Source organism: Pseudomonas sp. NPDC086278 (assembly GCF_050280905.1).
Lineage (GTDB): Bacteria > Pseudomonadota > Gammaproteobacteria > Pseudomonadales > Pseudomonadaceae > Aquipseudomonas.
Genome location: NZ_JBNNWE010000028.1, coordinates 1 through 20,795 on the forward strand (window position 1 = coordinate 1; position 20,795 = coordinate 20,795).

Consider the following 20,795-nt stretch of genomic DNA (forward strand, 5'->3'; position numbering starts at 1 on the left):
GCAGGTAACGATGTTGCAACAGCAAGGTGTGCGCGCCGCAGTGTTTCCATTCGGACGATTGCGTGATCTGTAGCAGCCGATGTTTCAAGTCTTCCAACTGCGACGCTTCAGGTTCTTTGAACAGCGCCACCAGCACCACGCCTTGCAGCCAGTCGACCGTCAACTGCTCCAGTCCCGGCCAGCATCGACCGCGGCCGTGGAACAAACGGCGGGCTTGCGCGGGCGCCACTGCCAGTTCCTTCAGCAAATGAGTGTGCAGGGTGGAGAGGGCGTCTGAGTTCATCGGGCAGCGTCGGCAATTGAAGAGGGCGGCATTTTAACCACATTTGCCAGCCAGGCATCGCTGCCAGACGTCGCCAGTTATCACGATTAATTTAACTTTGCGTGAGGATTTGGCGATCAATCGCCTCCCATACTCGGCGCCAACGAATAACCACAACCGCCGGGAGCTCCATCATGTCGCAACGTCCTGCTTCGGCCTCGGCCAGCACTCACCCGCGCTGGTTACGGTTGACCCATTGGCTGAACGCCCTGGCGGTATTGGTCATGGTCACCAGCGGTTGGCGCATCTACAACGCTTCGCCGCTTTACGATTTCAGCTTCCCCAAGGGGATCACGCTGGGTGGCTGGCTCGGTGGTGCCTTGCAATGGCATTTCGCGGCGATGTGGTTCCTCGCCATCAACGGCCTCATCTATCTGCTCGTCAATATCAGCAGTGGCCGCCTGTCACGGCGCTTCTTTCCGGTGTCGCCCAAAGGTGTTTTCCGCGACGTGTGGTTGGCATTGCGCGGCCGGCTGGGGCATGCCGACCTAAGTCATTACAACCAGGTGCAACGGCTGGCGTACCTGTTTGTGATGGTCGATATCACGCTGCTGGTGGTGTCCGGGCTGGTGTTGTGGAAGTCGGTGCAGTTTCCTCTGTTGCGCGAATTGCTCGGTGGTTACGACACGGCGCGCCATGTGCATTTCATCGCGATGGCGCTGTTGATGGCCTTCGTGGCGGTGCACTTGGTGATGGTCGCGCTGGTTCCCAAAACACTGTTGGCCATGCTTGTCGGTCGCAAGGAGCACGTATGAAAAAGCGCATTCAAGGGGCCGGGCTGGACGAGACGTCCATCCTGACCGACGCCCGAAAAATCCTCGCGCCGCAGATCGAAGACCGCTCACGTCGCGCGTTCCTGATGCGCAGCCTGACCCTCGGCGGCGTGGCCATGTTGTCCGGCTGCAACATCACCGACAACGACAGCGTCGATACCGCGCTGTCGTCCATGTCGCGCTTCAACGATCGGGTGCAGGGCTGGCTGTTCAACCCCGACGCACTCGCGCCGACCTATGCCGAATCGATGATCACCCGGCCGTTTCCGTTCAATGCCTTTTACGGCATCGACGATGCACCGACGGTGGAGGAAGACAGTTATCGACTGGAAGTGACCGGCTTGGTTGCCGACAAACGCAGCTGGCGCCTCGAAGAACTGCGCGCCATGGCCCAGACCGATCAAATCACCCGGCACATCTGCGTCGAAGGCTGGAGCGCGATCGGGCGCTGGGGCGGGGTGCGGTTCAGCGACTTCCTGAAACGGGTCGGTGCCGACACGGACGCCAAGTATGTCGGCTTCAAATGCGCCGACGATTACTACACCAGCATCGACATGGCCACGGCCCTGCATGCGCAGACCTTGCTGGCCCTGACCTATGACGGCGCGGTGCTGCCACGCGAGTACGGCTTCCCGATGAAGCTGCGCATGCCCACCAAGCTGGGCTACAAGAATCCCAAACACATTCAGGCGATTTTCGTCAGCAACACCTACAGCGGCGGCTACTGGGAAGACCAGGGCTACAACTGGTTCGGCGGTAGCTGACGACACTTGGCCATTTCACCGCGCAGCTGACGCTGCGTTCAATTGCAACCTTAGCTACTGGAGTTTCATCATGAAAAAGCTGACCACCGTTGTTCTGTCCCTGTTCCTCGCCGTGGGCGCCACCAGCGTTTTTGCCGCTGACACCATGAGCAATGACAGCATGAGCAAAGATTCGATGAGTAAAGACGCCATGTCCAAAGATGCCATGAAGAAAGACACGATGAAAAAGGACGCGATGTCCAAGGACACGATGAAAAAAGACAGCATGTCCAAAGACGCCATGAGCAAGGACTCGATGAAAAAGGATGCAATGTCCAAAGACAGCATGAAAAAAGATGCCATGTCGCAGTAACCTCACACCGTTTTTCGAGACTTCGACCTGACACACAGGCGCCGCTTCTGCGCAGTGCGGCGCCTGATTTCACCCTTGGTTGTATCAAAAATGAATTTCCGCGAAGTCCGCTGCTCATAGTTGATAAGCAGCGGAGTTCACCCGCGAAATCATTAGGCAATCAGGGAGTGGCAAAGTCATGAGTCCATTAACGACAGCGGGCGAGCACCTTCCTGGCGGGTTGATTCTTGTCGTTGAGGATGACCCGCTGATTCTGGAGTTTCTCTGCGAAATTCTTCAGGACGAAGGGTTTGTCGTTATTTCGCAAGCCAGTGCGGATGCGGCATCGGTTTATCTGGAACAGCACGCTAATGATGTGCGGTTGTTGCTCACCGATATCACCATGCCCGGCAAGCTCAATGGTGCGGATCTGGCCAACCAGTTCGGCGACCGCTGGCCGGAAAAGCCGATCATGATCATGTCCGGCTTCGAAACCCCGGAAACCTCGGGTGTGAGGCATCCGGTCTCCTTCATCAAGAAACCCTGGGCCATCGGGCAATTGCTCGACTGTGTGGATGGCGCGTTGAAGTCGCGTCCGCTGTAGCCTCGTGTACAGTGTTTGACCCGCCTGATACTCGAAGGAAGTTGATCCTTGCCTGCCAACAAAACCGTTTTCAATACTCCCTACCGCGCGTTTCTGTTCGATATGGACGGCACTGTCCTCAACTCGATTGCTGCCGCCGAACGGATCTGGACCCGATGGGCCTTGCGTCACGGGGTGGATGTCGCGACCTTCCTGCCGACCATTCACGGTGCCCGCGCCATTGATACGGTGAACCGTCAAGGCTTGCCGGGCGTGGATGCCGAGGCTGAAGCCGCGTGGGTGACCCAAGCGGAGATCAACGACGTAGAAGGCATTGTCGAGGTGCCTGGTGCGGCGAATTTCCTCAAGAGTCTTGCGCCCGGCCAATGGGCAATCGTGACGTCTGCGCCGAGGGCATTGGCGTTGCGCCGAATGGCGGCGGCGGGCGTTCCGGAACCTGAAGTGATGGTCACCGCCGAGGACGTCAGCGCGGGCAAACCCGATCCTGCCGGGTATCAACTGGCTGCAAGGCGCTTGGGTGTCGACGTGGAGGATTGCCTGATTTTTGAAGACGCGACCGTCGGGATTCAGGCAGCGGAGGCGGCGGGTGCTGACTTGGTGGTGATCACCTCGACCCATGAGCATCCAATCCAGACGCTGCATGCGACGCTGGCCAGCTATGAGACCGTCATCACCGAAGTCAGCCCCGACGGCCAACTCAGCCTCAACCGAATTTAACTGTGGGAGCGAGCTTGCTCGCGAAGGGGCCGTCACATTCAACCTTGATGTCGAATGATCTGGTCGCCGTCGACGGCAAGCCAAGCCCCTACAGAATCAGTGTGAGCCCGCCAGTGCGGCTATCTCCCCAGCATCCGTCGAAGCAATGGCCTCATTGACCCGCAGCACTTTCCTGAACCAGGATCGCTGTCGCCAGATCTTCGTCCGTGGCGTTCAAGCCTGGGTTGTCCTGACGGATCTGCTTGAGGACCGATTCCAGATAAACGCCCCGGATGGTGCCGCCACTGGCGATAAAGCTGGAGGCGTCATCCTTGGCGGGGATCATCAGCTTGTGGTCTTTGAACGTCGAGTAGAGCGAAGCAGACACCCCGACTGACGTGGCAACATCGCCCGCGTCAACCTTGGCCATCGCGGAACCAAACGGCAAACACAGTACCAGGGAAGAAATGAGTAAAAGACGGCGCATGACGGAGTCCTCCGAAAGCGTGAAGCATAAGGGAAGTCCTACATTAGTTAGGATGCGCGGCGATCCTCAGGAGTTCCGTAATGATCGCGATCAGCGGCGTGGCGAGGGGGCTTGCCCCCGTTGGGTTGCGAAGCAGCCCCCAATCCAGACACCGCAGTTTCCACAGTCAGACCTTATGCGCATGGATGACGACGGCTGCGCCGCCGAACGGGGGCAAGCCCCCTCGCCACAACGGCATCGGTGCGCGGGTGTGAGGCTCCTAACCACAACAGCAATTAAATGCGGCGAGATAAACGCAGACCTGACGCACACCCAGGACAAACCCGTGGCGAGGGGGCTTGCCCCCGTTGGGTTGCGAAGCAGCCCCAAAACCAGACGCCGCCGTTCCACAGTCAGACCTTACGCACATGGATGACGACGGCTGCGCCGCCGAACGGGGGCAAGCCCCCTCGCCACAACAGCGAATCGGTGCGTGGGGGAAGCATCTAGTTGGCCGACTGGGGCTCGGTCAGCACTTTTCTGAATGTCTCCACCAATGGCCGTAAATTGATCCGGTGCCATGCGGCCCATAGCGGTCTGGTGTAGCAAATCCACGGCACTTCCCGCAGGACCACCCCTGACGGTGCGTTGCGGCTCAAGCCTTTCTGAATCATGGCGATGCCCAGTCCCGAGGCCACCAGCGCCAGTGCAGTGAAGGGGCCGGTGGCTTCCATGCGGATGTCCGGGGTGAACCCCGCGCGGATGCAGGCGCTGACGAAGTCTTGGCGGTTGGTGACATTCTGGTGGTGCTGCACGCCGATCCACTCCTGATCGGCGAGGTCGGCCGGGGTCAGGGTTGCCTGATGGGCGAGGGGATGCTGCTCGGGCAATGCCAGCAGCATCGGGTCGTCCAGCACCTGAAAGCCCAGCAGATCGGGATCGTCGTCGGCCGGTGGTTCGCTGACCAATGCGATGTCGAGACTGCGCTGGCGCAGGCCTTCGAGCTGTTCGGTGGAGCTCTGGTTGTAGAGCGCAACGTGCACGTTCGGCCGGTCGACGCGCAATACGCGCAGGGCGTTCGGCAGCACGCCGGCGTCCATCGCGTTTTCGATGTAGCCGATGCACAAGCCGCCTTCTTCGCCGCGACCGAGGCGCTTGCCGAGGGATTCGAGGCGGCTGGCGTGGGTCAGCAGAGCGCGGGTTTCGGCGAGAAATGTCTGGCCATCGCGGGTCAGGCGGATGCGTTGTTGGCTGCGCTCGAACAGGGTCAGGCCCAAGCGTTCTTCGAGCTGGGCGATCTGCCGGCTCAGCGGCGATTGGGAGATATGCAAACGTTCGGCGGCGCGACCGACGTGTTCTTCTTCGGCGACGGCAACGAAGTAGCGCAATTGGCGAATGTCGATCATGTCAGACCTATAGAGACTCAAGTGCTGCGTATTATGTCTTGGACGGTCCGATCATCGCAATCTAGGATCTGCTCAACGGTCAAGCAACTGGCCATTGAACTGACGAGGATTGACTCATGAGCTTGAAAGACAAACTGCCCGGCGCGCTGGGATTCGGTACGGCGCCACTGGGCAACATGTTCCGTGCGATTCCCGAAGACGAGGCGCTGGCTACGGTGCACGCCGCGTGGGATGCCGGCGTGCGCTACTTCGACACTGCACCTTTCTACGGTTCGGGCCTGTCGGAAATTCGCCTGGGTGCGGCATTGGCCCGGTACAACCGCGACGACTACGTGCTGAGCAGCAAAGTCGGCCGGGTCATCCTGGATGAAGTCGAAGACGCCGCCGCCCGTGATCTGGGTGAAAAGAGCGGCGTGTTCGAACACGGTCGGCCGAACAAGATCGTCAACGACTACAGCGCCGACGCGACGATGCGCTCGATTGAAGACAGCCTCAAGCGCCTGCAAACCGACCGTCTCGATATCGTCTGGGTGCATGACATCGCGCAAGATTTCTACGGCGATCAGTGGCTGGAGTACTTCAACCAGGCCCGTACCGGCGCCTTTAAAGTGCTCACCCGGTTGCGCGAAGAAGGCGTGATCAAGGGTTGGGGGCTGGGCGTGAACAAAGTTGAACCCTGCGAGCTGACCCTTGATCTGACCGAAGCACAGCCGGACGGTTTTCTGCTGGCGGGTCGCTACACTCTTCTCGACCACGACCGTGCCTTGCAACGCTTGATGGACGCGGCACTGGCGCAAAACGTCGAGATCGTGGTCGGTGGTCCTTACAGTTCGGGCATTTTGGCCGGCGGTGCGCACTTCGAATACCAGAAAGCCAGCCCGGCGATTATCAACAAAGTGGAGCACATCAAGCGCATTGCGGCGGCCCACGGTGTCGACATCAAAGCAGCGGCGTTGCAGTTCTCCCTCGCCAATCCGGCGGTGGCGGCAGTGATTCCCGGTTCCAGCCGTCCGCAGCGGATTGCCGAAGATGTGGCCGCGCTGTCGGCGGTAATTCCCGCCGCGTTCTGGCAAGCGATGCGCGACGCGCAACTGGTGTCCGAGCGCGCGCCATTGCCCCTCACAGGAGTTTGAGCATGAAGATTGATCTGACTGGAAAACTGGCCATTGTCACCGGCAGCACCGCTGGCATTGGCTTGGGCATCAGCAAGGCGCTGGCATTATCCGGCGCCACGGTGGTGGTGATCGGCCGCGAGACGGCCAAGGTGGATCAGGCGCTGGCGAGCATTCGTCAGAGCGTGCCGGACGCGCAGTTGCGCGGTTTGACCGCCGACCTCGGCACGGCCGAGGGCGCCGAGCAATTGTTCGTCGCCGAACCGCGCGCCGACATCCTGGTGAACAACCTCGGGATCTACAACGACGTTGATTTTTTCGACACACCGGACAGCGAGTGGACGCGCTTTTATGAAGTCAACGTGATCTCCGGTGTGCGCCTGTCGCGGCATTACGTGCCGGACATGGTCAAGCAGGGCTGGGGACGAGTGATTTTCCTGTCCTCGGAATCGGGCATCGCGATTCCGGCTGAGATGCTCAACTATGGCGTGACCAAAAGCGCCAACCTGGCGGTGTCCCACGGCTTGGCCAAGCGGTTGGCGGGCACGGGCGTGACGGTGAATGCGATCCTGCCCGGCCCGACCTTGACCGACGGCCTGGAGCAGATGCTCAAGGACGCCACCGCTGAATCCGGGCGCAGCGTTCGCGAAGAGGCCGATGCGTTTGTGCGCAAGGCGCGGCCGACGTCGATCATTCAGCGCGTGGCGGATGTCGAGGAAGTCGCGAACCTGGTGGCTTACATTGCTTCGCCGCTGTCCTCGGCCACGACTGGCGCGGCGCTGCGGGTTGACGGCGGTGTTGTCGACAGCATGGCGATCTGAATTTTCGTTGGAGAGAGAGGATTACATGGCAACTGCATCAGCGTTTATTGATATTCCGGCGTCGGCCGAGGACGTGTGGCAATTGATCGGCGGCTTCAACACGCTGCCGGACTGGCTGCCGTTTATTCCGAAAAGCGAGTTGAGCGAAGGCGGGCGGGTACGCCGCCTGGAAACTTCGGACGGGGGCGTGGTGGTCGAGCGGCTGGAGACGTTCGATAACGCGGCGAAGACCTACAGTTATTCGATTGTGCAGGCGCCGTTTCCGGCGACTGACTACCGGGCGACGATCAAGGTTGAGGCGCAGGGGCAGGGGGCTCGGGTGACGTGGTCGGGGCGGTTTTCCCCGGTCGGCGTGACGGACGAAGAAGTGGTAGCGCTGTTTGCCGGGATTTATCAGGGCGGGCTCGAAGCCCTGCGGGCCAATTACCCGGCCTGACCCGGCTACAAGCCACACCACAAAATCCCTGTGGGAGCGGGCTTGCTCGCGAAGGCGCCGTGTCAGACAACATCCATGTTGACTGGGCAGCAGCCTCCGCGAGCAAGCCCGCTCGCGCATTTTGATCACCTTCTCATCGAGATGAATCAGGTCTGCGGTATCAGGCTTTGCCGACAATCCAGCACCAGACTTGCCCCACCCAGTTCGCTGGTGCCTACCTCCAGCGCAAAACCATGCAAGCTGACAATCGCCGAAACGATCGACAGCCCCAGCCCGAACCCGCTTTTCTGATTGCCGCCGTCCGCACGATAAAAGCGTTGGAACACTGCCTCACGCTCGGCCACTGGAATCCCGGGCCCGGAATCCAGTACTTCGATCCGCGTGCGACCGCCGTCACTGACGCCGCGCAAAATTACTTCGCCACCGGCCGGGGTGAACTTGATCGAATTGCTCAGCAAGTTCGCTATCGCCTCGAACAGCAGCGCCCGATCACCGTTCAGCAATGGCAACGACTCTGGCAATTGCAGCTTGAACTGCAGCTCGTCTTCCTCCGCCAGCGGCAGGTAAAAGTCGTGCAGTTCTTGCAGCAGCGGCACCGGGTCCAGTTGCACAAAACCGGAACGGCGCTGGCGATCTTCCAGTTCGGAAATCCGCAGCAACCCACGAAACCGCGCCATCAAGGTGTCGGCTTCGCCCAGCACCGAGTCCAGTTGTACGGCCAGTGTCGAACCGTCGTCCGCCTGCTGCTGAATCCGGTACAACTGCGCGCGCAGTCGGGTCAGCGGCGTGCGCAGGTCATGGGCGATGTTGTCGCACACGCCCTTGACCTCATTCATCAGCCGCTCGATGCGTTCGAGCATGGCGTTGACGATGGCGGCGAGCATGTCCAGCTCGTCGCGGCGGTTGGACAGGGGCAGGCGCCGGGTCAGGTCGCCGGCGACAATGGCCTCGGCACTGGCCTGAATCCCGCGAATACGCCGCAGCGGCCGACGGCGCAACAGATGCCAGCCGGCGATGCCCGGAAGGATGGTCAGGGTCACGCCCCAGAACAACGCGTGCAGAATGATCCGGGTCACGGCGAACAACGAACCGTTGTCGCGCACCAGCACCAGCCAGCGGCCGTCCCTGGTCTGGGTCGCCACCGCATCGCAACTGTCGGCGGGCAACGTCGGGTCGTCGGACTCCGCGCAGTCGCCGAGCATGTGGATCTTGCCGTCGAGCGGCAGTTCGCTGGGGATCTGGCGCAGCGCACCGCTGAGGTAACGATGGTCTGCATCGAACAAGCCATAGGCGTCGATGCCGCGAATGTCGAAGGTCATGCTGACGGCGAGGGCGTCCACCAGTTGCTCGCCGGAGAACCGCGAAAACAGATGCTGGCGTTGCATCAGCGAATGTTTGGCCAGGTTGTCGAGGTAGGCGGACACCTCGTAGTACATGACCCCCATCAGAATCCCGCTCCAGATCACGAACAGCGAACTGTAGAGCGCCAGCAAGCGGCTGCTGGAGGAGCGCCAGCCTTTAGACGGGTTCGGCAATGACATAACCCGAGCCTCGCACAGTGCGGATCAACGGGAGTTTGCCGGCCGGGTCGATCTTTTTGCGCAAGCGCCCGATGTGCACGTCGATGAGGTTGGTGCCGGGGTCGAAGTGATAGCCCCAGACCTCTTCGAAAATCATCATTCGCGACAGAATCTGCCCGGTGTTGCGCATCAGGAATTCCAGCAGCTTGTACTCGGTCGGCAGCAGCGTCAGCAATTGATTGTCGCGGCTGGCTTCGTGGCTGATCAGGTTCAGCTCAAGGTCGGCGACGCGCAACGTGGTGGCCTGGGCCGTCACGGTGTTCTGGCGGCGCAGCAGCACTTCGACCCGGGCGGCCATTTCGTCGGTGGCAAACGGTTTGGTCAGGTAATCATCGCCACCGGCACGCAGGCCGCGCACGCGCTCATCGACATCGGAGAGGGCGCTGATCATCAGAATCGGCGTGGCCACGCCCATGGTTCGCAGCGTCGTGACGATGGCCAGGCCATCCAGTTCCGGCAGCATGCGGTCGAGGGTGATCAAGTCGTAATTGCCGCTGACCGCACGCTCCAGGCCTTCGCGGCCATTATTGACCCAATCGACATCGAGGCCGTGGCTGCTGAGTTCGGCAACGATTTCCTGGGCGGTCACGGCGTCGTCTTCGATGGTCAAGATGCGGGTCATAGGGCGTGCCTGATAGTCAGTTCATGGCGAAGTGTGTTGGCATTTTGCCAAGAATTTCCCGCCGCTTAGTAAATTTACTTTCATGTGCATTCAAAAGCCTGTTCGGAACGTTGATATCATTGGGCCATATTTCTATGGATGGTGATTTGTGCGTACTTTGATTCGCCGCGGCGGCATGCCGATTATTCTGTTGCTGCTGTGTCTTTGCAGCGGGTCGCTGTGGGCCGGCAACACACCTTGTTCAGGGAAAAAAGGTGGCATTGATCGTTGCGACGGCGATCTGTTTTTGTGCAATGACGGTTCTATCAGCGGCTCAAAGAAAAGTTGCTCGGCCATATACGGCGGTCAGGGCACGGCTCGACCGCAAACCTTATTGCAGGGCGCTGATGGCTGCGCCTGCGGCACAGGATCGTTTTGCACTGGGCCGAGAGGCGGTGTCTATTGCCTGACACCCACCGGTAACAAGAGCTATCGGCGCAAATAGTCGCGCAATGCATAAAACCCGCTGCATTTGCCCGGTCCTTGCAATTTGCATGGATACCAGAAGTTCAAAATTTATAACTTGTTGAAAAATAACGAGATATTAAAAAATCGCAACTGGCACGTTGGCTGCAATTCCCCTGCTGACGAGTTGTAACAACATCTTTCCTGCCTGGAGCGATACAACAATGAATAGATCCTCTGATGGTTTCTATCCTGCCGCAGATGAATCAAGCACGCTGTCGGGCGTTTCCTGGGGCGCGATCTTCGCTGGGGCCGCTGCGGCCGCTGCGTTGTCGCTGATCCTGGTGTTGCTCGGTTTTGGTTTGGGCTTTTCCGCTGTTTCGCCGTGGGCCAACGAAGGCGTCAGCGCCAAGGGCCTGGGGATTTCTACGATTGTCTGGCTGGGCGTGACCCAAATCCTGGCTTCCGGGCTCGGTGGTTACATCGCCGGTCGCCTGCGGGTGAAGTGGGCCAACATGCACGGTGATGAAGTTTACTTCCGTGACACCGCCCATGGCTTCCTGTCCTGGTGTGTGGCAACGCTGGTGGCCGCGACGCTGATTGTCGGTTCGGTGGGCAGCATCGTCAGTGGCGGCGTCAAGGCCGGTGCCAGTGTGGCCGGTGGCGCAGCGTCAGCCATGACTCAAGCCGCAGGCACCGCCGCCGCTGGTACCAGCGGTGACCAATACGGTTACTACATCGACAGCCTGTTTCGCGATGACCGTCCTGCCGCCGTCGGCGATGACGCTGCTCGTGGCACCGTGGCCCGCATCTTCGCGCAGTCCCTGAGCAACGGCCAACTGGCCGCGGAAGACCGCACTTACCTGGCGCAACTGGTCGCTCAACGTACCAACCTGACCCAGGCCGATGCAGAGCGTCGTGTCGACGAAGTGTACGCCCGCACTCAGAAAGCGATTGCCGACGCCAAGCAGGCTGCCAAACAAGCTGCTGACACCGCCGCCAAAGTCGCTGCCTGGACCACGCTGTGGACGTTCATTGCGTTGCTGATCGGTGCGTTTACCGCCAGCCTCGCCGCAACGTTCGGCGGTCGTCGTCGGGATGCCGTGGTGTATGTGGAATCCGACGCCTACGTCACGACCAATTCGCTGCCACCTGTTCGCTAATCAAGGAGAACTACCATGCGCTCATTACTGCTGTTCTTTCTCGGCGTGCCAATCCCGATCATCATCCTGATCGCACTGTTCATGCATTGATCCTCTGAGGCTCATGCCTCTGCCGCTTCCACCTCTGGTGGAAGCGGCGTTTTGCTGTCTGGCGCCCGCAAGCTCACCCATGAAGGACTGTTCCAGGAGGGACGGGTGCCGGCAATGCCAGCCAAGGCGTAATCACCGGCTCAAGCCTTGCCCGACTCCTGCTCTTCCAACTGATCCGACTCAAACAATTTCGCCAATTCCGCCCGCGCTTCCTGCGCAGTCTGCAAGACCTTCGCCGCGTCGTCATACACCGCATGCTGCGCTTCCAGCACCTGCTCATCGTGATGCTTGAAGCGCTTGATCCGCGCGTCGGCCTGCGCCTGGGTCAAGCCGAGGCCAACCAGCGTGCGCCGGCTCATTTCCAGGCTCGAATAGTAGGTTTCCCGAATCGCCTCGGCGCCCAGGTCGACCAGGCGGTGCACATGCTGACGGTTACGCGCCCGGGCGATGATTTTGATGTGCGGATACAAGCGGTGCACGACCTCGGCGGTCTTGATGTTGGTCTCCGGATCATCGGTGGCGATGATGAAGTATTCGGCTTGCTCGACCTTGGCCGCGCTGAGGATTTCCGGGCGCATCGGGTCACCGTAGAACACCGGCACGCCGCCGAAGCTGCGCGACAGTTCGATGGTTTCCACCGAGGTGTCGAGCGCGACGAATTTGATGTTTTGCGCACGCAGGATCCGCGCCACGATCTGACCCATCCGCCCCATGCCGGCAATTACCACGCGCGGTTCATCGGTGTCGATGTCGCGGAATTTCTCCGGCACCACCACCGGTTGCACCTTCGGTGTGTAGAGCCGTGCGCACAGCAACAGCAGCAACGGCGTCACGGCCATCGACAAGGTGATCGTCAGCACCAGCAAGTCGTACAGGCGGGGTTCGAACAAGCCCTGATCGCGCCCGATCTTGAACACCACAAACGCAAATTCACCCCCGGCCGCCAGCACAATGCCGAGGCGAATCGCATTGACCTTGCCCAGCCCGCCGGCCAACCGGCCCACCACAAACAGCAGCGGCAACTTGATCGCGATCAGCAGCAGCGTCAGCCCCAACACCGTCACCGGCGCGCTCAGCAGCAGGCTCAGGTTCGCGCCCATGCCGACACTGATGAAAAACAGGCCCAGCAGCAAGCCCTTGAACGGTTCGATCTGCGCTTCCAGTTCATGCCGATATTCGGAATCCGCCAGCAGCAAACCGGCCAGGAATGCGCCGAGCGCCATCGACACGCCCACCAGATCCATCAGCCATGCGGTGCCGATCACCACCAGCAGCGCGGTCGCGGTGGAGACCTCGGGCAAACCGGTTTTGGCAACGATGCGAAATACCGGTCGCAGCAGGTAACGACCGCCGATGACCACCACCGCGATGCTGCCCAACACCCGCAGGCCGTGATTCAAATCGTCGGCGGCGCTGCTGGTGTGATCACCGCCAGCCAGCAGCGGGACCATGGCGATCAGCGGGATTGCGGCGATGTCCTGGAACAGCAGAATCGCAAACGCCAGGCGCCCGTGGGGGCTGGTCAGCTCTTTGCGCTCGGCCAGGCTTTGCAAACCAAATGCGGTCGACGACAGCGCCAGACCCAGGCCGAGCACGATGGCACTGTTCAGTGACTGGCCGAACACGAACAAAGCCGTGACGCCGATCACCGACCCGGTCAACAGCACCTGCGCCAAGCCGACACCGAACACTGATTTGCGCATCACCCACAACCGTCGTGGCGACAGCTCCAGGCCGATGATGAACAGCAACAGCACCACGCCAAGCTCGGAAAAATGGCTGACGCTTTGCGGATTACCGATCAGGCCCAGCACTGAAGGACCGATGATCACCCCGGCAAACAGGTAGCCCAGCACCGCGCCCAACTGCAGGCGTTTGGCCAAGGGCACGGTGAGCACCGCCGCGAGCAGAAACACAACAGCGGCTTGCAACAGGTTGCCTTCGTGGGGCATGGCGAACTCCAGAACTCGGTACGGCGGGGGGAGGTAAGGATAAAGGCTGGGGCGTCATGCGTCAGCCTGAACATAGACTGTTGTTGAATGTCAGGACGCTTTCGCGAGCAAGCCCGCTCCCACATTTAATCGGGTTCGGCATGAACAACGCGATCATCCGCTGACCGAACCGCAGGTTATGCGCAACGCAGGTTTGTAAACACTTCGGTTTCTTCCCGGTTGCGGTGCAGGAAGAAAATGAATGGCACGATGAATCCCGGTTGTTTTTCGTCACCTGTGCCGACGTTGCAGCCAAGCGCCCGTGCTGTTTGCTGCGGAATCGTCGCTACAGTAAGGAATGATTTAACGCGGGCGCAGTCGGAGTTCTGGTACCGCGTCATTACTGGAGAATCACCCTATGCACAGCAAAACCCTCATCGCCGCCCTGGCCATTGCCGCCGGTGTTGCCGGTATCAATCCCATCGTTCAGGCGGATGACTCCCCGCAGAAAACCGTGCAGCCCGGGGTCAACAATTCCCGTGAACTGGTGAAGGGCGATCGCGCGCCGGACGTTTATCAGCGCAGCGAAAAGGCCTTGACCAACTGGAAAGCCAAAGGCCTGAAAGCACCAAAGGCTGATGCCCAGTGGGTGCAGATCAATGACAAGTACATGATGGTGATGATCACCAACGGGACGATTGTCGACATCACTCCGGTCGAAAAATAGGGCTTATTCGCTGTGAGCGCGAACCGATGTTTCGCAGCCCAGCCGATACTGATTGTTGCCGCTACGCTTGGCTTCATACATCGCCAGGTCGGCAATGTGAATCAGCTTGTCCATGCTGGGCGCGTGGTCCGGGAACACGGCGACACCCAGGCTAGTGCCGATATGGCGCTGGTCGTGGCCGATGGTGATCGGCGGTGACAGTTCGACGAATATCTTCTGGCAGATGCTGCGGGCCTCGTCCTGAAGGCTGACGTCCTGCGGCAGTCCCTGGAGAATCACCACAAATTCGTCACCGCCGATCCGGGCCACCGTGTCGGTCGAGCGCAGGATTTTCTTCAGGCGCGTAGCGGTGGTGACCAACACCCGGTCGCCGGCGGCATGGCCGTAATGGTCGTTGATGGCCTTGAAACCATTGAGGTCGACAAACACCAGCGCCACCCGCGTTGCACTGAGGCGGGCCTGTTCCAGCGCCTCGGACAGGCGTTCTTCAAGTACCAGGCGATTGGGCAGGCCGGTCAGCCGATCGTAATGGGCCAAATGTTTCAGGTAACTGGCGGAGGCTTTTTCTTCGGTGATATCGCGCACCACCCCCATCATCTTGACGGTGGCGTCCTGGTCGTTCTTGACCACGTTGCCGGTTTCGCGCAGCCAGCGAATGCTGCCGTCGGGCCAGACCACGCGGTATTCCTCGTCGTGGTTCTCGCCGGTTTCCAGGCAGCGTAATTCACCGGCCCGGACCCTGGCCCGGTCATCCGGATGCACGCAGGCGCAAAACAACGCATAGGAGGGTGTCACCTCGCCGATGCGGAAACCGAACATGCCGTAGATGGCGTCCGACCAGTAGAGCCTGTCGGTGTCGACGTCCCAGTCCCAGGTGCCAATGCGCGCGAAGTACTGACTGCGTTTGAAACGTTCAGCGTCGCCGTTCTGGCGGGTCCCTTGGGCTTCGGACAGGCTGGCAACCTGCGCGCGATACTCGGCCAGTTGTTTGCGCAGCGAACGTTCGCGCACGATCAGCGCAAAAATCAACGCGAACAACACCGCGCCGATAATTGCGCCGGTCCAAAGGGTAGTCATTCAGGGATTGCCATCGTGGCGTTTTGATCCTTGGGGGGGCCGCCTATCTTAGTGCACGACTACCGTTGGAAACAGGTCGTGTGGGTTGCCAAACGGGCCTATTTCTGGGAAAACGGCGCCCATGACGCCCGGTTGGGCGACGAAACACTAGAGTGAACGTTTATGAATGATGAATTGCAGGTAATCGATCTCGAAGCCGGTGACGGAAAAGCCGCCGTGAAAGGCGCGCTCATCACCACCCAATACCGCGGCTGGCTGGAAGACGGCACTGAATTCGATTCCTCCTACAGCCGAGGCAAACCTTTCCAGTGCGTGATTGGCACCGGTCGGGTGATCAAGGGCTGGGATCAGGGAATCATCGGCATGCAGGTCGGCGGCAAACGCAAGTTACTGGTGCCTGCGCATCTGGGGTATGGCGAGCGGACGATGGGGGCGATTACGCCGAATTCGAATCTGATATTCGAGATCGAGTTGCTTGAAGTGCTGACGCGGGATGATTGATCACGCGGTTGTCTGCGCACCGCCCGCGCCAGTCGTTGCCGAGTGATGATTTGATCTGACCCGATGAAGGGTTCTCCTGCGGGTTGTAGATGATCGGTGAAGCCTATACTGTATATTCACACAGTAAAAGGGCTGCCCCATGGAACTCATCGACAAGCTCAGCATCCTCGCCGACGCCGCCAAATATGACGCGTCCTGCGCCAGCAGTGGCGCGCCCAAGCGCAGCTCCGAGGGCAAGAGCGGTCTGGGTTCGACCGACGGCATGGGCATTTGCCACAGCTACACGCCGGACGGGCGTTGTGTGTCGCTGCTGAAGATTCTGTTGACCAATTTCTGTCTGTACGACTGCCAGTACTGCGTCAATCGACGTTCCAGCGACGTCCCTCGTGCCCGCTTCACACCGGAAGAGGTGGTGACGCTGACGATGGATTTCTACCGGCGAAATTGCGTCAGCGGGTTGTTCCTCAGTTCCGGGATCATTCGCTCGGCGGACTACACCATGGAGCAGTTGATTCGCGTGGCCAGGTTGTTGCGCGAAGACCATGAGTTTCGCGGCTACATTCACCTCAAGACCATTCCCGAAGCCGATCCGGCGCTGATCGAGGAAGCAGGGCGTTACGCCGACCGGTTGAGCGTGAATATCGAATTGCCCACTGACACCAGCCTGCAAACCCTGGCCCCGGAGAAGCAACTCAGCTCGATCAAGCAAGCGATGCGCACGATCTACACCGGCGAACAAACGGTCCTCAACGAACCGCGTGCACCAAAATTCGCTCCGGCCGGGCAGAGCACGCAGATGATCGTCGGTGCCGATGACACCGACGACAGCACCATTTTGCATACCGCCCAGGCGCTGTATGGCAACTTCCGCTTGCGTCGGGTCTATTACTCGGCATTCAGCCCGATCCCCAACAGCCCGAAAAGTGTACCTCTGGCCGCGCCGCCATTGATGCGCGAGCACCGTTTGTATCAGGCCGATTTCCTGTTGCGCAGTTACGGCTACACCGCGGGCGAGTTGTTCAAGGGGCCGGGCCATCTGGCCCTCGATATCGATCCGAAACTGGCGTGGGCGCTGGAGAATCGAGAGGTTTTCCCGCTGGACCTGAACCGCGCCGAGGCCTCGTTGATCGCGCGCATTCCCGGTATCGGCCTGCGCACCACCGAGCGGCTGGTGGAACTGCGTCGCCAGCGACGCATTCGTTACGAGGACCTGGCGCGGATGCGCTGTGTGCTGGCCAAGGCCAAGCCGTTTTTCATCACCAGCGATTACCACCCACAGCAGGCGGAGGTCACCAGTCACTTGCTCTATCAGCAACTGCGCGACCGCCCGCAGCCGCAGCAAATGGGGTTGTGGGGATGATCAACCTCGATTGCGACGAACTGTTCGACACCTGGCGCCAGCAGGCTCGCTGGTTGCTCAGCCATGAGGTGGACCCGAGCGTGGTGAGTTGGGCCAGTGAAGGAGTGGCCGATCTGTTCGCGAATGACGAGGTGTTGCCTGAAGCGTCGGGGCCGTTTCATGCGCGAATTCCGAGGGCGTTGCTCGACACCCTGGCGCGCGCCTCGTGTTTTCGCGGTGATCAGCGCTGGAGCCTGCTGTACGAAGTGTTGTGGCGCGTCAGTCACGGTGACCGCACCGCGATGATGGCCGGCGACCGGCTTGGCAGCGAATTACAGCGGCGCATCAAGCAGGTTCAGCGCGAAGCGCATCACCTGCATGCCTTTGTTCGATTTGTGGCATTGCCGGAAGGTGACGGTCCGCATTATGTGGCCTGGCACGAGCCAGCCCACGACATCCTGCAGACGGCCAGTGAGCATTTTATCGGGCGCATGGGGCGCCATCGCTGGTTGATCGCCACCCCTCGGGACGGGGTTTATTACGATGGCGAGCAATTGGTCCACCGGCGGCAATGCCCGGTCGAATGGCAGCAACTGGCGCAAAACGTCGACGATCCGCACAGCGACATGTGGCTGACGTACTACAGCCACATCTTCAATCCGGCGCGGCTGAACCCGAAGGTCATGCAAGGGCATTTACCAGCGCGATTCTGGAAAAACCTGCCGGAAGGCGCATTGATTCCGGGGCTGATCACGCAGGCGCGCACCGGTAAGCAACAGGACGGACAGGCTAGCGGAATCAAGGGCAGGGGCGGTAAACGCATTGCGCTGGGAGAGGCAGAGCGCGGTCAGAAGACATAAAAAAACCCACTTGAAGCATCAGCTCCCAGTGGGTTTTTTCAAGCGGCGGGTGTCAGGTCAAACCTTGACGATCCAGCCGGCTGGCGCTTCGATGTCGCCCGTCTGCACGCCAGTCAACTCTTTATAGAGCTTCTGGGTGACCGGGCCGACTTCGGTTTCGCTGTGGAACACGTGCAGTTTGTCGTTGTAGCTGATACCGCCGATCGGGGTGATCACGGCCGCCGTGCCGCAGGCGCCGGCTTCCTTGAAGTCGGACAGCTTGTCGATGAACACGTCACCTTCAATCACTTCCAGGCCCAGGCGCGATTGTGCCAGCTCGATCAACGACAGACGGGTGATGCCCGGCAGCACCGAAGGCGACTTCGGCGTGACGAATTTGTCATCGTGGGTGATCCCGAAGAAGTTGGCCGAGCCGACTTCTTCGATTTTCGAGTGAGTCATCGGGTCCAGATAGATGCAGTCGGCGAAGTGCGCTTTCTTGGCCAGGGAACCTGGCATCAGGCTGGCGGCGTAGTTGCCACCGACCTTGGCGGCGCCGGTGCCTTGTGGGGCGGCACGGTCGAAGCTGGAGATCAGGAAGTTATGCGGGGTCAGCCCCCCCTTGAAGTAAGCGCCGACCGGGATGCAGAAGATCGAGAAGATAAACTCGGGCGCGGTGCGCACGCCGACGTTGTCACCCACGCCGATCACGAACGGGCGCAGGTACAGCGCGCCGCCAGTGCCGTAGGGCGGGATGAACCGTTCGTTGGCACGAACCACGGCTTTGCAGGCTTCGATGAATTGCTCGGTTTCGACGAACGGCATCAGCAGGCGTGCACAGCTGCGCTGCATGCGCAGGGCGTTCTGGTCCGGGCGGAACAGGTTGATCGAACCGTCCTTGCAACGATAGGCCTTCATGCCTTCGAAGCATTGCTGGCCATAGTGAAGGGCAGTCGAGCCTTCGCTGATGTGCAGCACGTTATCTTCGGTCAGGGTGCCTTTGTCCCAGGAACCGTCACGCCAGTACGACAAGAAACGCTTGTCTGTCTTGATGTAGTCAAAACCCAGCTTGTCCCAATTGATGCTTTCGTTACCCATGACACCCTCTATCACTTAACAACCGCCGAAACGGTTCAAGGCTTCTGACGTTTTTCTGGATGGGCACAACAATACTTCATTCCGGACGCTTTTCGCAGCCCGGACTATCGGCTGATGGGCAGATAAATGATGTTGCCCTTGAGAATTCGCGAGCCAGCCCGCTCCCACACCTGATCTGTGTCGTACACAAATCCACTGTGGGAGCGGGCTTGCTCGCGAAGAGGTCATCACCTACACCATCAATTTCCCTGAATCATAGATGCAGCGCATGGCCTAGCGCTCGTAACGCCGCTTCCTGCACCGCCTCGCCCAGCGTCGGATGCGCATGGATGGTGCCGGCGATGTCTTCCAGCCGGGCGCCCATTTCCAGGCTCTGCCCAAACGCCGTCGACAACTCCGAGACCCCCACGCCCACCGCTTGCCAGCCGACAATCACATGATTGTCCCGACGAGCGACGACCCGCACAAAGCCGCTTTTTGATTCCAGCGTCATCGCTCGACCGTTTGCCGCAAACGGGAAACTCGACACGATGCAATCCAGCCCCGCAGCCTTGACGTCGTCCGGGGTCTTGCCGACCACCACCAGTTCCGGGTCGGTGAAGCACACGGCGGCGATGGCGGTCGGGTTGAACTCGCGGGACTTGCCACTGATCAGCTCGGCAACCATCTCGCCCTGCGCCATGGCCCGGTGCGCGAGCATCGGTTCGCCACTCAGGTCGCCGATGGCATACACGTTGCGCATGCTGGTCTGGCAGCGATTGTCGATCTTGATCGCCGAGCCGTTCATGTCCAGGTTCAGCGCTTCGAGGTTCCAGCCCTGTGTATTGGGTTTACGGCCCACGGCGACCAGTACCTGATCGGACTCCAGATTAAGCGTGTCGCCGCTCGGGTCGCGAACTTGCAGGGTATTACTACTGGAATCAAAGCCTTGGACGCTGTGCTTCAAGTAAAGCTTCACGCCGAGTTTTTTCAGCTCGTCGTGCACTGGCTGTGTCAGTTCGGCGTCATAGGCAGGCAGGATGCGATCCTGTGCCTCGACCACGCTGACGTCTGCGCCGAGCTTGCGATAGGCAATCCCCAGCTCCAGACCGATGTAACCGCCACCGACCACGATCAATCGTTTGGGCACGGACGTCGGCGTCAGGGCCTCGGTGGAGGAGATGATCGGCCCGCCAATCGGCAGCATCGGCAGGTTCACGCTCTTCGAGCCAGTGGCCAGCACCAGGTGCTCGCACTGGATCCGCGTGTCGCCGACTTCGACTGTCTTGCCGTCGACGACCTTGGCCCAGCCTTGAATGACCTGGACTTTGTTCTTTTTCAGCAGCGCGGCGACACCGGTGGTCAGGCGATCAACGATGCCGTCCTTCCACTCGACGCTTTTACGGACGTCGAGGGTCGGTGCCGAAACGCTGATGCCCAGCGCCGAGTGTTGGCTGTGGTGCTGCGTCTGGTGAAACTGCTCGGCGACGTGGATCAGTGCTTTCGACGGGATGCAGCCGATGTTCAGGCAAGTGCCGCCCAACGATTCGCCTTCCACCAGAATGGTCGAAATGCCCAACTGGCCGGCACGGATCGCCGTGACATAACCGCCAGGGCCGCCACCAATGATCAGCAGCGTGGTGTTCAGAGTTTGCATGCCTTGCTCCACAAATA

The 20,795-nt window shown here is 60.2% G+C and carries 23 protein-coding genes; 14 read left to right on the top strand and 9 right to left on the bottom strand.

The window, feature by feature from the left end; translation table 11 throughout:
• Positions 1-283: class I SAM-dependent methyltransferase (locus ACQKP4_RS11380; protein WP_427633132.1), on the bottom strand; the 283-nt coding region annotated here is incomplete at its 3' end.
• A gap of 173 nt (positions 284-456) precedes the next feature.
• Here ACQKP4_RS11380 and ACQKP4_RS11385 point away from each other — a divergent pair.
• The 5 genes from ACQKP4_RS11385 (at position 457) to ACQKP4_RS11405 (ending at position 3,511) form a co-directional block, all read left to right on the top strand.
• The gene (locus ACQKP4_RS11385) at positions 457-1,077 is read left to right on the top strand and encodes a cytochrome b/b6 domain-containing protein (protein ID WP_427633134.1); all 621 of its coding nucleotides are present in this window, start codon (positions 457-459) and stop codon (positions 1,075-1,077) included.
• Positions 1,074-1,859: a molybdopterin-dependent oxidoreductase gene (locus ACQKP4_RS11390; RefSeq protein ID WP_427633136.1), complete on the top strand. Its 786-nt coding sequence runs from the start codon at positions 1,074-1,076 to the stop codon at positions 1,857-1,859. Before ACQKP4_RS11385 ends, ACQKP4_RS11390 begins: the two co-directional genes overlap by 4 nt.
• Positions 1,860-1,929: 70 nt before the next feature.
• Complete coding sequence (locus ACQKP4_RS11395; protein ID WP_427633137.1) at positions 1,930-2,211, top strand: pentapeptide MXKDX repeat protein; 282 nt, start codon at positions 1,930-1,932, stop codon at positions 2,209-2,211.
• Positions 2,212-2,389: 178 nt separating this feature from the next.
• A complete protein-coding gene (locus ACQKP4_RS11400) occupies positions 2,390-2,794 on the top strand; it encodes a response regulator (RefSeq protein WP_427633139.1) in 405 nt (134 codons plus the stop codon).
• A 48-nt stretch (positions 2,795-2,842) separates the two neighbouring features.
• A complete protein-coding gene (locus tag ACQKP4_RS11405; RefSeq protein ID WP_427633141.1) occupies positions 2,843-3,511 on the top strand; it encodes an HAD-IA family hydrolase in 669 nt (222 codons plus the stop codon).
• A 151-nt stretch (positions 3,512-3,662) separates the two neighbouring features.
• Here ACQKP4_RS11405 and ACQKP4_RS11410 read toward each other — a convergent pair whose 3' ends face one another.
• A complete protein-coding gene (locus tag ACQKP4_RS11410) occupies positions 3,663-3,977 on the bottom strand; it encodes a DUF2388 domain-containing protein (protein ID WP_427633143.1) in 315 nt (104 codons plus the stop codon).
• Positions 3,978-4,462: 485 nt separating this feature from the next.
• On the bottom strand, positions 4,463-5,362 hold the full coding sequence (locus ACQKP4_RS11415) for a LysR substrate-binding domain-containing protein (protein WP_427633145.1): 900 nt from the start codon (positions 5,360-5,362) through the stop codon (positions 4,463-4,465).
• 116 nt (positions 5,363-5,478) lie between these two features.
• Here ACQKP4_RS11415 and ACQKP4_RS11420 point away from each other — a divergent pair, with 116 nt between their 5' ends.
• Genes ACQKP4_RS11420 through ACQKP4_RS11430 form a run of 3 tightly spaced genes read left to right on the top strand, consistent with a single transcriptional unit; the run spans position 5,479 to position 7,731 of the window.
• Positions 5,479-6,495, top strand: coding sequence for an aldo/keto reductase (locus ACQKP4_RS11420; protein WP_427633147.1), 1,017 nt, complete (start codon positions 5,479-5,481; stop codon positions 6,493-6,495).
• Positions 6,496-6,497: 2 nt separating this feature from the next.
• Entirely contained in the window at positions 6,498-7,295 is a 798-nt protein-coding gene (locus ACQKP4_RS11425) for an SDR family NAD(P)-dependent oxidoreductase (RefSeq protein WP_427633149.1), read from the top strand.
• 25 nt (positions 7,296-7,320) lie between these two features.
• A complete protein-coding gene (locus ACQKP4_RS11430; protein WP_427633151.1) occupies positions 7,321-7,731 on the top strand; it encodes an SRPBCC family protein in 411 nt (136 codons plus the stop codon).
• Between the two features lie 146 nt (positions 7,732-7,877).
• Here ACQKP4_RS11430 and ACQKP4_RS11435 read toward each other — a convergent pair whose 3' ends face one another.
• Both ACQKP4_RS11435 and ACQKP4_RS11440 read right to left on the bottom strand, forming a co-directional pair.
• Positions 7,878-9,272 (bottom strand): sensor histidine kinase, encoded by a 1,395-nt coding sequence (locus ACQKP4_RS11435; protein WP_427633153.1) that lies wholly within the window; start codon positions 9,270-9,272, stop codon positions 7,878-7,880.
• On the bottom strand, positions 9,250-9,933 hold the full coding sequence (locus tag ACQKP4_RS11440) for a response regulator transcription factor (RefSeq protein WP_427633155.1): 684 nt from the start codon (positions 9,931-9,933) through the stop codon (positions 9,250-9,252). The genes ACQKP4_RS11435 and ACQKP4_RS11440 overlap by 23 nt, the downstream gene beginning before the upstream one ends.
• Before the next feature lie 175 nt (positions 9,934-10,108).
• Here ACQKP4_RS11440 and ACQKP4_RS11445 point away from each other — a divergent pair, with 175 nt between their 5' ends.
• Both ACQKP4_RS11445 and ACQKP4_RS11450 read left to right on the top strand, forming a co-directional pair.
• A complete protein-coding gene (locus tag ACQKP4_RS11445; RefSeq protein ID WP_427633236.1) occupies positions 10,109-10,417 on the top strand; it encodes a hypothetical protein in 309 nt (102 codons plus the stop codon).
• A gap of 184 nt (positions 10,418-10,601) precedes the next feature.
• The gene (locus tag ACQKP4_RS11450) at positions 10,602-11,540 is read left to right on the top strand and encodes a hypothetical protein (RefSeq protein ID WP_427633156.1); all 939 of its coding nucleotides are present in this window, start codon (positions 10,602-10,604) and stop codon (positions 11,538-11,540) included.
• Between the two features lie 230 nt (positions 11,541-11,770).
• On the opposite strand, the gene ACQKP4_RS11455 is transcribed toward ACQKP4_RS11450, so the two are convergent.
• On the bottom strand, positions 11,771-13,582 hold the full coding sequence (locus tag ACQKP4_RS11455; RefSeq protein ID WP_427633158.1) for a monovalent cation:proton antiporter-2 (CPA2) family protein: 1,812 nt from the start codon (positions 13,580-13,582) through the stop codon (positions 11,771-11,773).
• Positions 13,583-13,979: 397 nt separating this feature from the next.
• Between ACQKP4_RS11455 and ACQKP4_RS11460 the strand changes: the two genes are divergently transcribed.
• Positions 13,980-14,288, top strand: a complete 309-nt coding sequence (locus ACQKP4_RS11460; RefSeq protein ID WP_427633160.1) for an RcnB family protein — start codon at positions 13,980-13,982, stop codon at positions 14,286-14,288.
• A gap of 3 nt (positions 14,289-14,291) precedes the next feature.
• Here the strand turns inward: ACQKP4_RS11460 and ACQKP4_RS11465 are convergent, their stop codons facing one another.
• Positions 14,292-15,365, bottom strand: a complete 1,074-nt coding sequence (locus tag ACQKP4_RS11465; RefSeq protein WP_427633162.1) for a diguanylate cyclase domain-containing protein — start codon at positions 15,363-15,365, stop codon at positions 14,292-14,294.
• A gap of 162 nt (positions 15,366-15,527) precedes the next feature.
• On the opposite strand from ACQKP4_RS11465, the gene ACQKP4_RS11470 reads away from it, so the two are divergent.
• From ACQKP4_RS11470 to ACQKP4_RS11480, 3 genes are all read left to right on the top strand, one after another.
• Positions 15,528-15,866, top strand: coding sequence for an FKBP-type peptidyl-prolyl cis-trans isomerase (locus ACQKP4_RS11470; RefSeq protein ID WP_427633164.1), 339 nt, complete (start codon positions 15,528-15,530; stop codon positions 15,864-15,866).
• Between the two features lie 139 nt (positions 15,867-16,005).
• Positions 16,006-17,226, top strand: a complete 1,221-nt coding sequence (locus ACQKP4_RS11475; protein WP_427633166.1) for a putative DNA modification/repair radical SAM protein — start codon at positions 16,006-16,008, stop codon at positions 17,224-17,226.
• The gene (locus ACQKP4_RS11480) at positions 17,223-18,065 is read left to right on the top strand and encodes a TIGR03915 family putative DNA repair protein (protein WP_427633168.1); all 843 of its coding nucleotides are present in this window, start codon (positions 17,223-17,225) and stop codon (positions 18,063-18,065) included. Before ACQKP4_RS11475 ends, ACQKP4_RS11480 begins: the two co-directional genes overlap by 4 nt.
• Before the next feature lie 57 nt (positions 18,066-18,122).
• Here the strand turns inward: ACQKP4_RS11480 and ACQKP4_RS11485 are convergent, their stop codons facing one another.
• Both ACQKP4_RS11485 and lpdA read right to left on the bottom strand, forming a co-directional pair.
• Positions 18,123-19,142: a branched-chain amino acid aminotransferase gene (locus ACQKP4_RS11485; RefSeq protein ID WP_427633170.1), complete on the bottom strand. Its 1,020-nt coding sequence runs from the start codon at positions 19,140-19,142 to the stop codon at positions 18,123-18,125.
• A 253-nt stretch (positions 19,143-19,395) separates the two neighbouring features.
• On the bottom strand, positions 19,396-20,778 hold the full coding sequence (lpdA, locus tag ACQKP4_RS11490; protein ID WP_427633172.1) for a dihydrolipoyl dehydrogenase: 1,383 nt from the start codon (positions 20,776-20,778) through the stop codon (positions 19,396-19,398).
• Positions 20,779-20,795: the final 17 nt, after the last annotated feature.

Excerpts from the sequence above, each read along its gene's own strand:
- ACQKP4_RS11385 (WP_427633134.1), top strand. The coding sequence starts at position 457 with ATGTCGCAACGTCCTGCTTCGGCCTCGGCCAGCACTCACCCGCGCTGG.
- ACQKP4_RS11390 (WP_427633136.1), top strand. The coding sequence starts at position 1,074 with ATGAAAAAGCGCATTCAAGGGGCCGGGCTGGACGAGACGTCCATCCTG.
- ACQKP4_RS11395 (WP_427633137.1), top strand. The coding sequence starts at position 1,930 with ATGAAAAAGCTGACCACCGTTGTTCTGTCCCTGTTCCTCGCCGTGGGC.
- ACQKP4_RS11400 (WP_427633139.1), top strand. The coding sequence starts at position 2,390 with ATGAGTCCATTAACGACAGCGGGCGAGCACCTTCCTGGCGGGTTGATT.
- ACQKP4_RS11410 (WP_427633143.1), bottom strand. The coding sequence starts at position 3,977 with ATGCGCCGTCTTTTACTCATTTCTTCCCTGGTACTGTGTTTGCCGTTT.
- ACQKP4_RS11415 (WP_427633145.1), bottom strand. The coding sequence starts at position 5,362 with ATGATCGACATTCGCCAATTGCGCTACTTCGTTGCCGTCGCCGAAGAA.
- ACQKP4_RS11420 (WP_427633147.1), top strand. The coding sequence starts at position 5,479 with ATGAGCTTGAAAGACAAACTGCCCGGCGCGCTGGGATTCGGTACGGCG.
- ACQKP4_RS11425 (WP_427633149.1), top strand. The coding sequence starts at position 6,498 with ATGAAGATTGATCTGACTGGAAAACTGGCCATTGTCACCGGCAGCACC.
- ACQKP4_RS11430 (WP_427633151.1), top strand. The coding sequence starts at position 7,321 with ATGGCAACTGCATCAGCGTTTATTGATATTCCGGCGTCGGCCGAGGAC.
- ACQKP4_RS11435 (WP_427633153.1), bottom strand. The coding sequence starts at position 9,272 with ATGTCATTGCCGAACCCGTCTAAAGGCTGGCGCTCCTCCAGCAGCCGC.
- ACQKP4_RS11440 (WP_427633155.1), bottom strand. The coding sequence starts at position 9,933 with ATGACCCGCATCTTGACCATCGAAGACGACGCCGTGACCGCCCAGGAA.
- ACQKP4_RS11445 (WP_427633236.1), top strand. The coding sequence starts at position 10,109 with ATGCCGATTATTCTGTTGCTGCTGTGTCTTTGCAGCGGGTCGCTGTGG.
- ACQKP4_RS11450 (WP_427633156.1), top strand. The coding sequence starts at position 10,602 with ATGAATAGATCCTCTGATGGTTTCTATCCTGCCGCAGATGAATCAAGC.
- ACQKP4_RS11455 (WP_427633158.1), bottom strand. The coding sequence starts at position 13,582 with ATGCCCCACGAAGGCAACCTGTTGCAAGCCGCTGTTGTGTTTCTGCTC.
- ACQKP4_RS11460 (WP_427633160.1), top strand. The coding sequence starts at position 13,980 with ATGCACAGCAAAACCCTCATCGCCGCCCTGGCCATTGCCGCCGGTGTT.
- ACQKP4_RS11465 (WP_427633162.1), bottom strand. The coding sequence starts at position 15,365 with ATGACTACCCTTTGGACCGGCGCAATTATCGGCGCGGTGTTGTTCGCG.
- ACQKP4_RS11470 (WP_427633164.1), top strand. The coding sequence starts at position 15,528 with ATGAATGATGAATTGCAGGTAATCGATCTCGAAGCCGGTGACGGAAAA.
- ACQKP4_RS11475 (WP_427633166.1), top strand. The coding sequence starts at position 16,006 with ATGGAACTCATCGACAAGCTCAGCATCCTCGCCGACGCCGCCAAATAT.
- ACQKP4_RS11480 (WP_427633168.1), top strand. The coding sequence starts at position 17,223 with ATGATCAACCTCGATTGCGACGAACTGTTCGACACCTGGCGCCAGCAG.
- ACQKP4_RS11485 (WP_427633170.1), bottom strand. The coding sequence starts at position 19,142 with ATGGGTAACGAAAGCATCAATTGGGACAAGCTGGGTTTTGACTACATC.
- lpdA (WP_427633172.1), bottom strand. The coding sequence starts at position 20,778 with ATGCAAACTCTGAACACCACGCTGCTGATCATTGGTGGCGGCCCTGGC.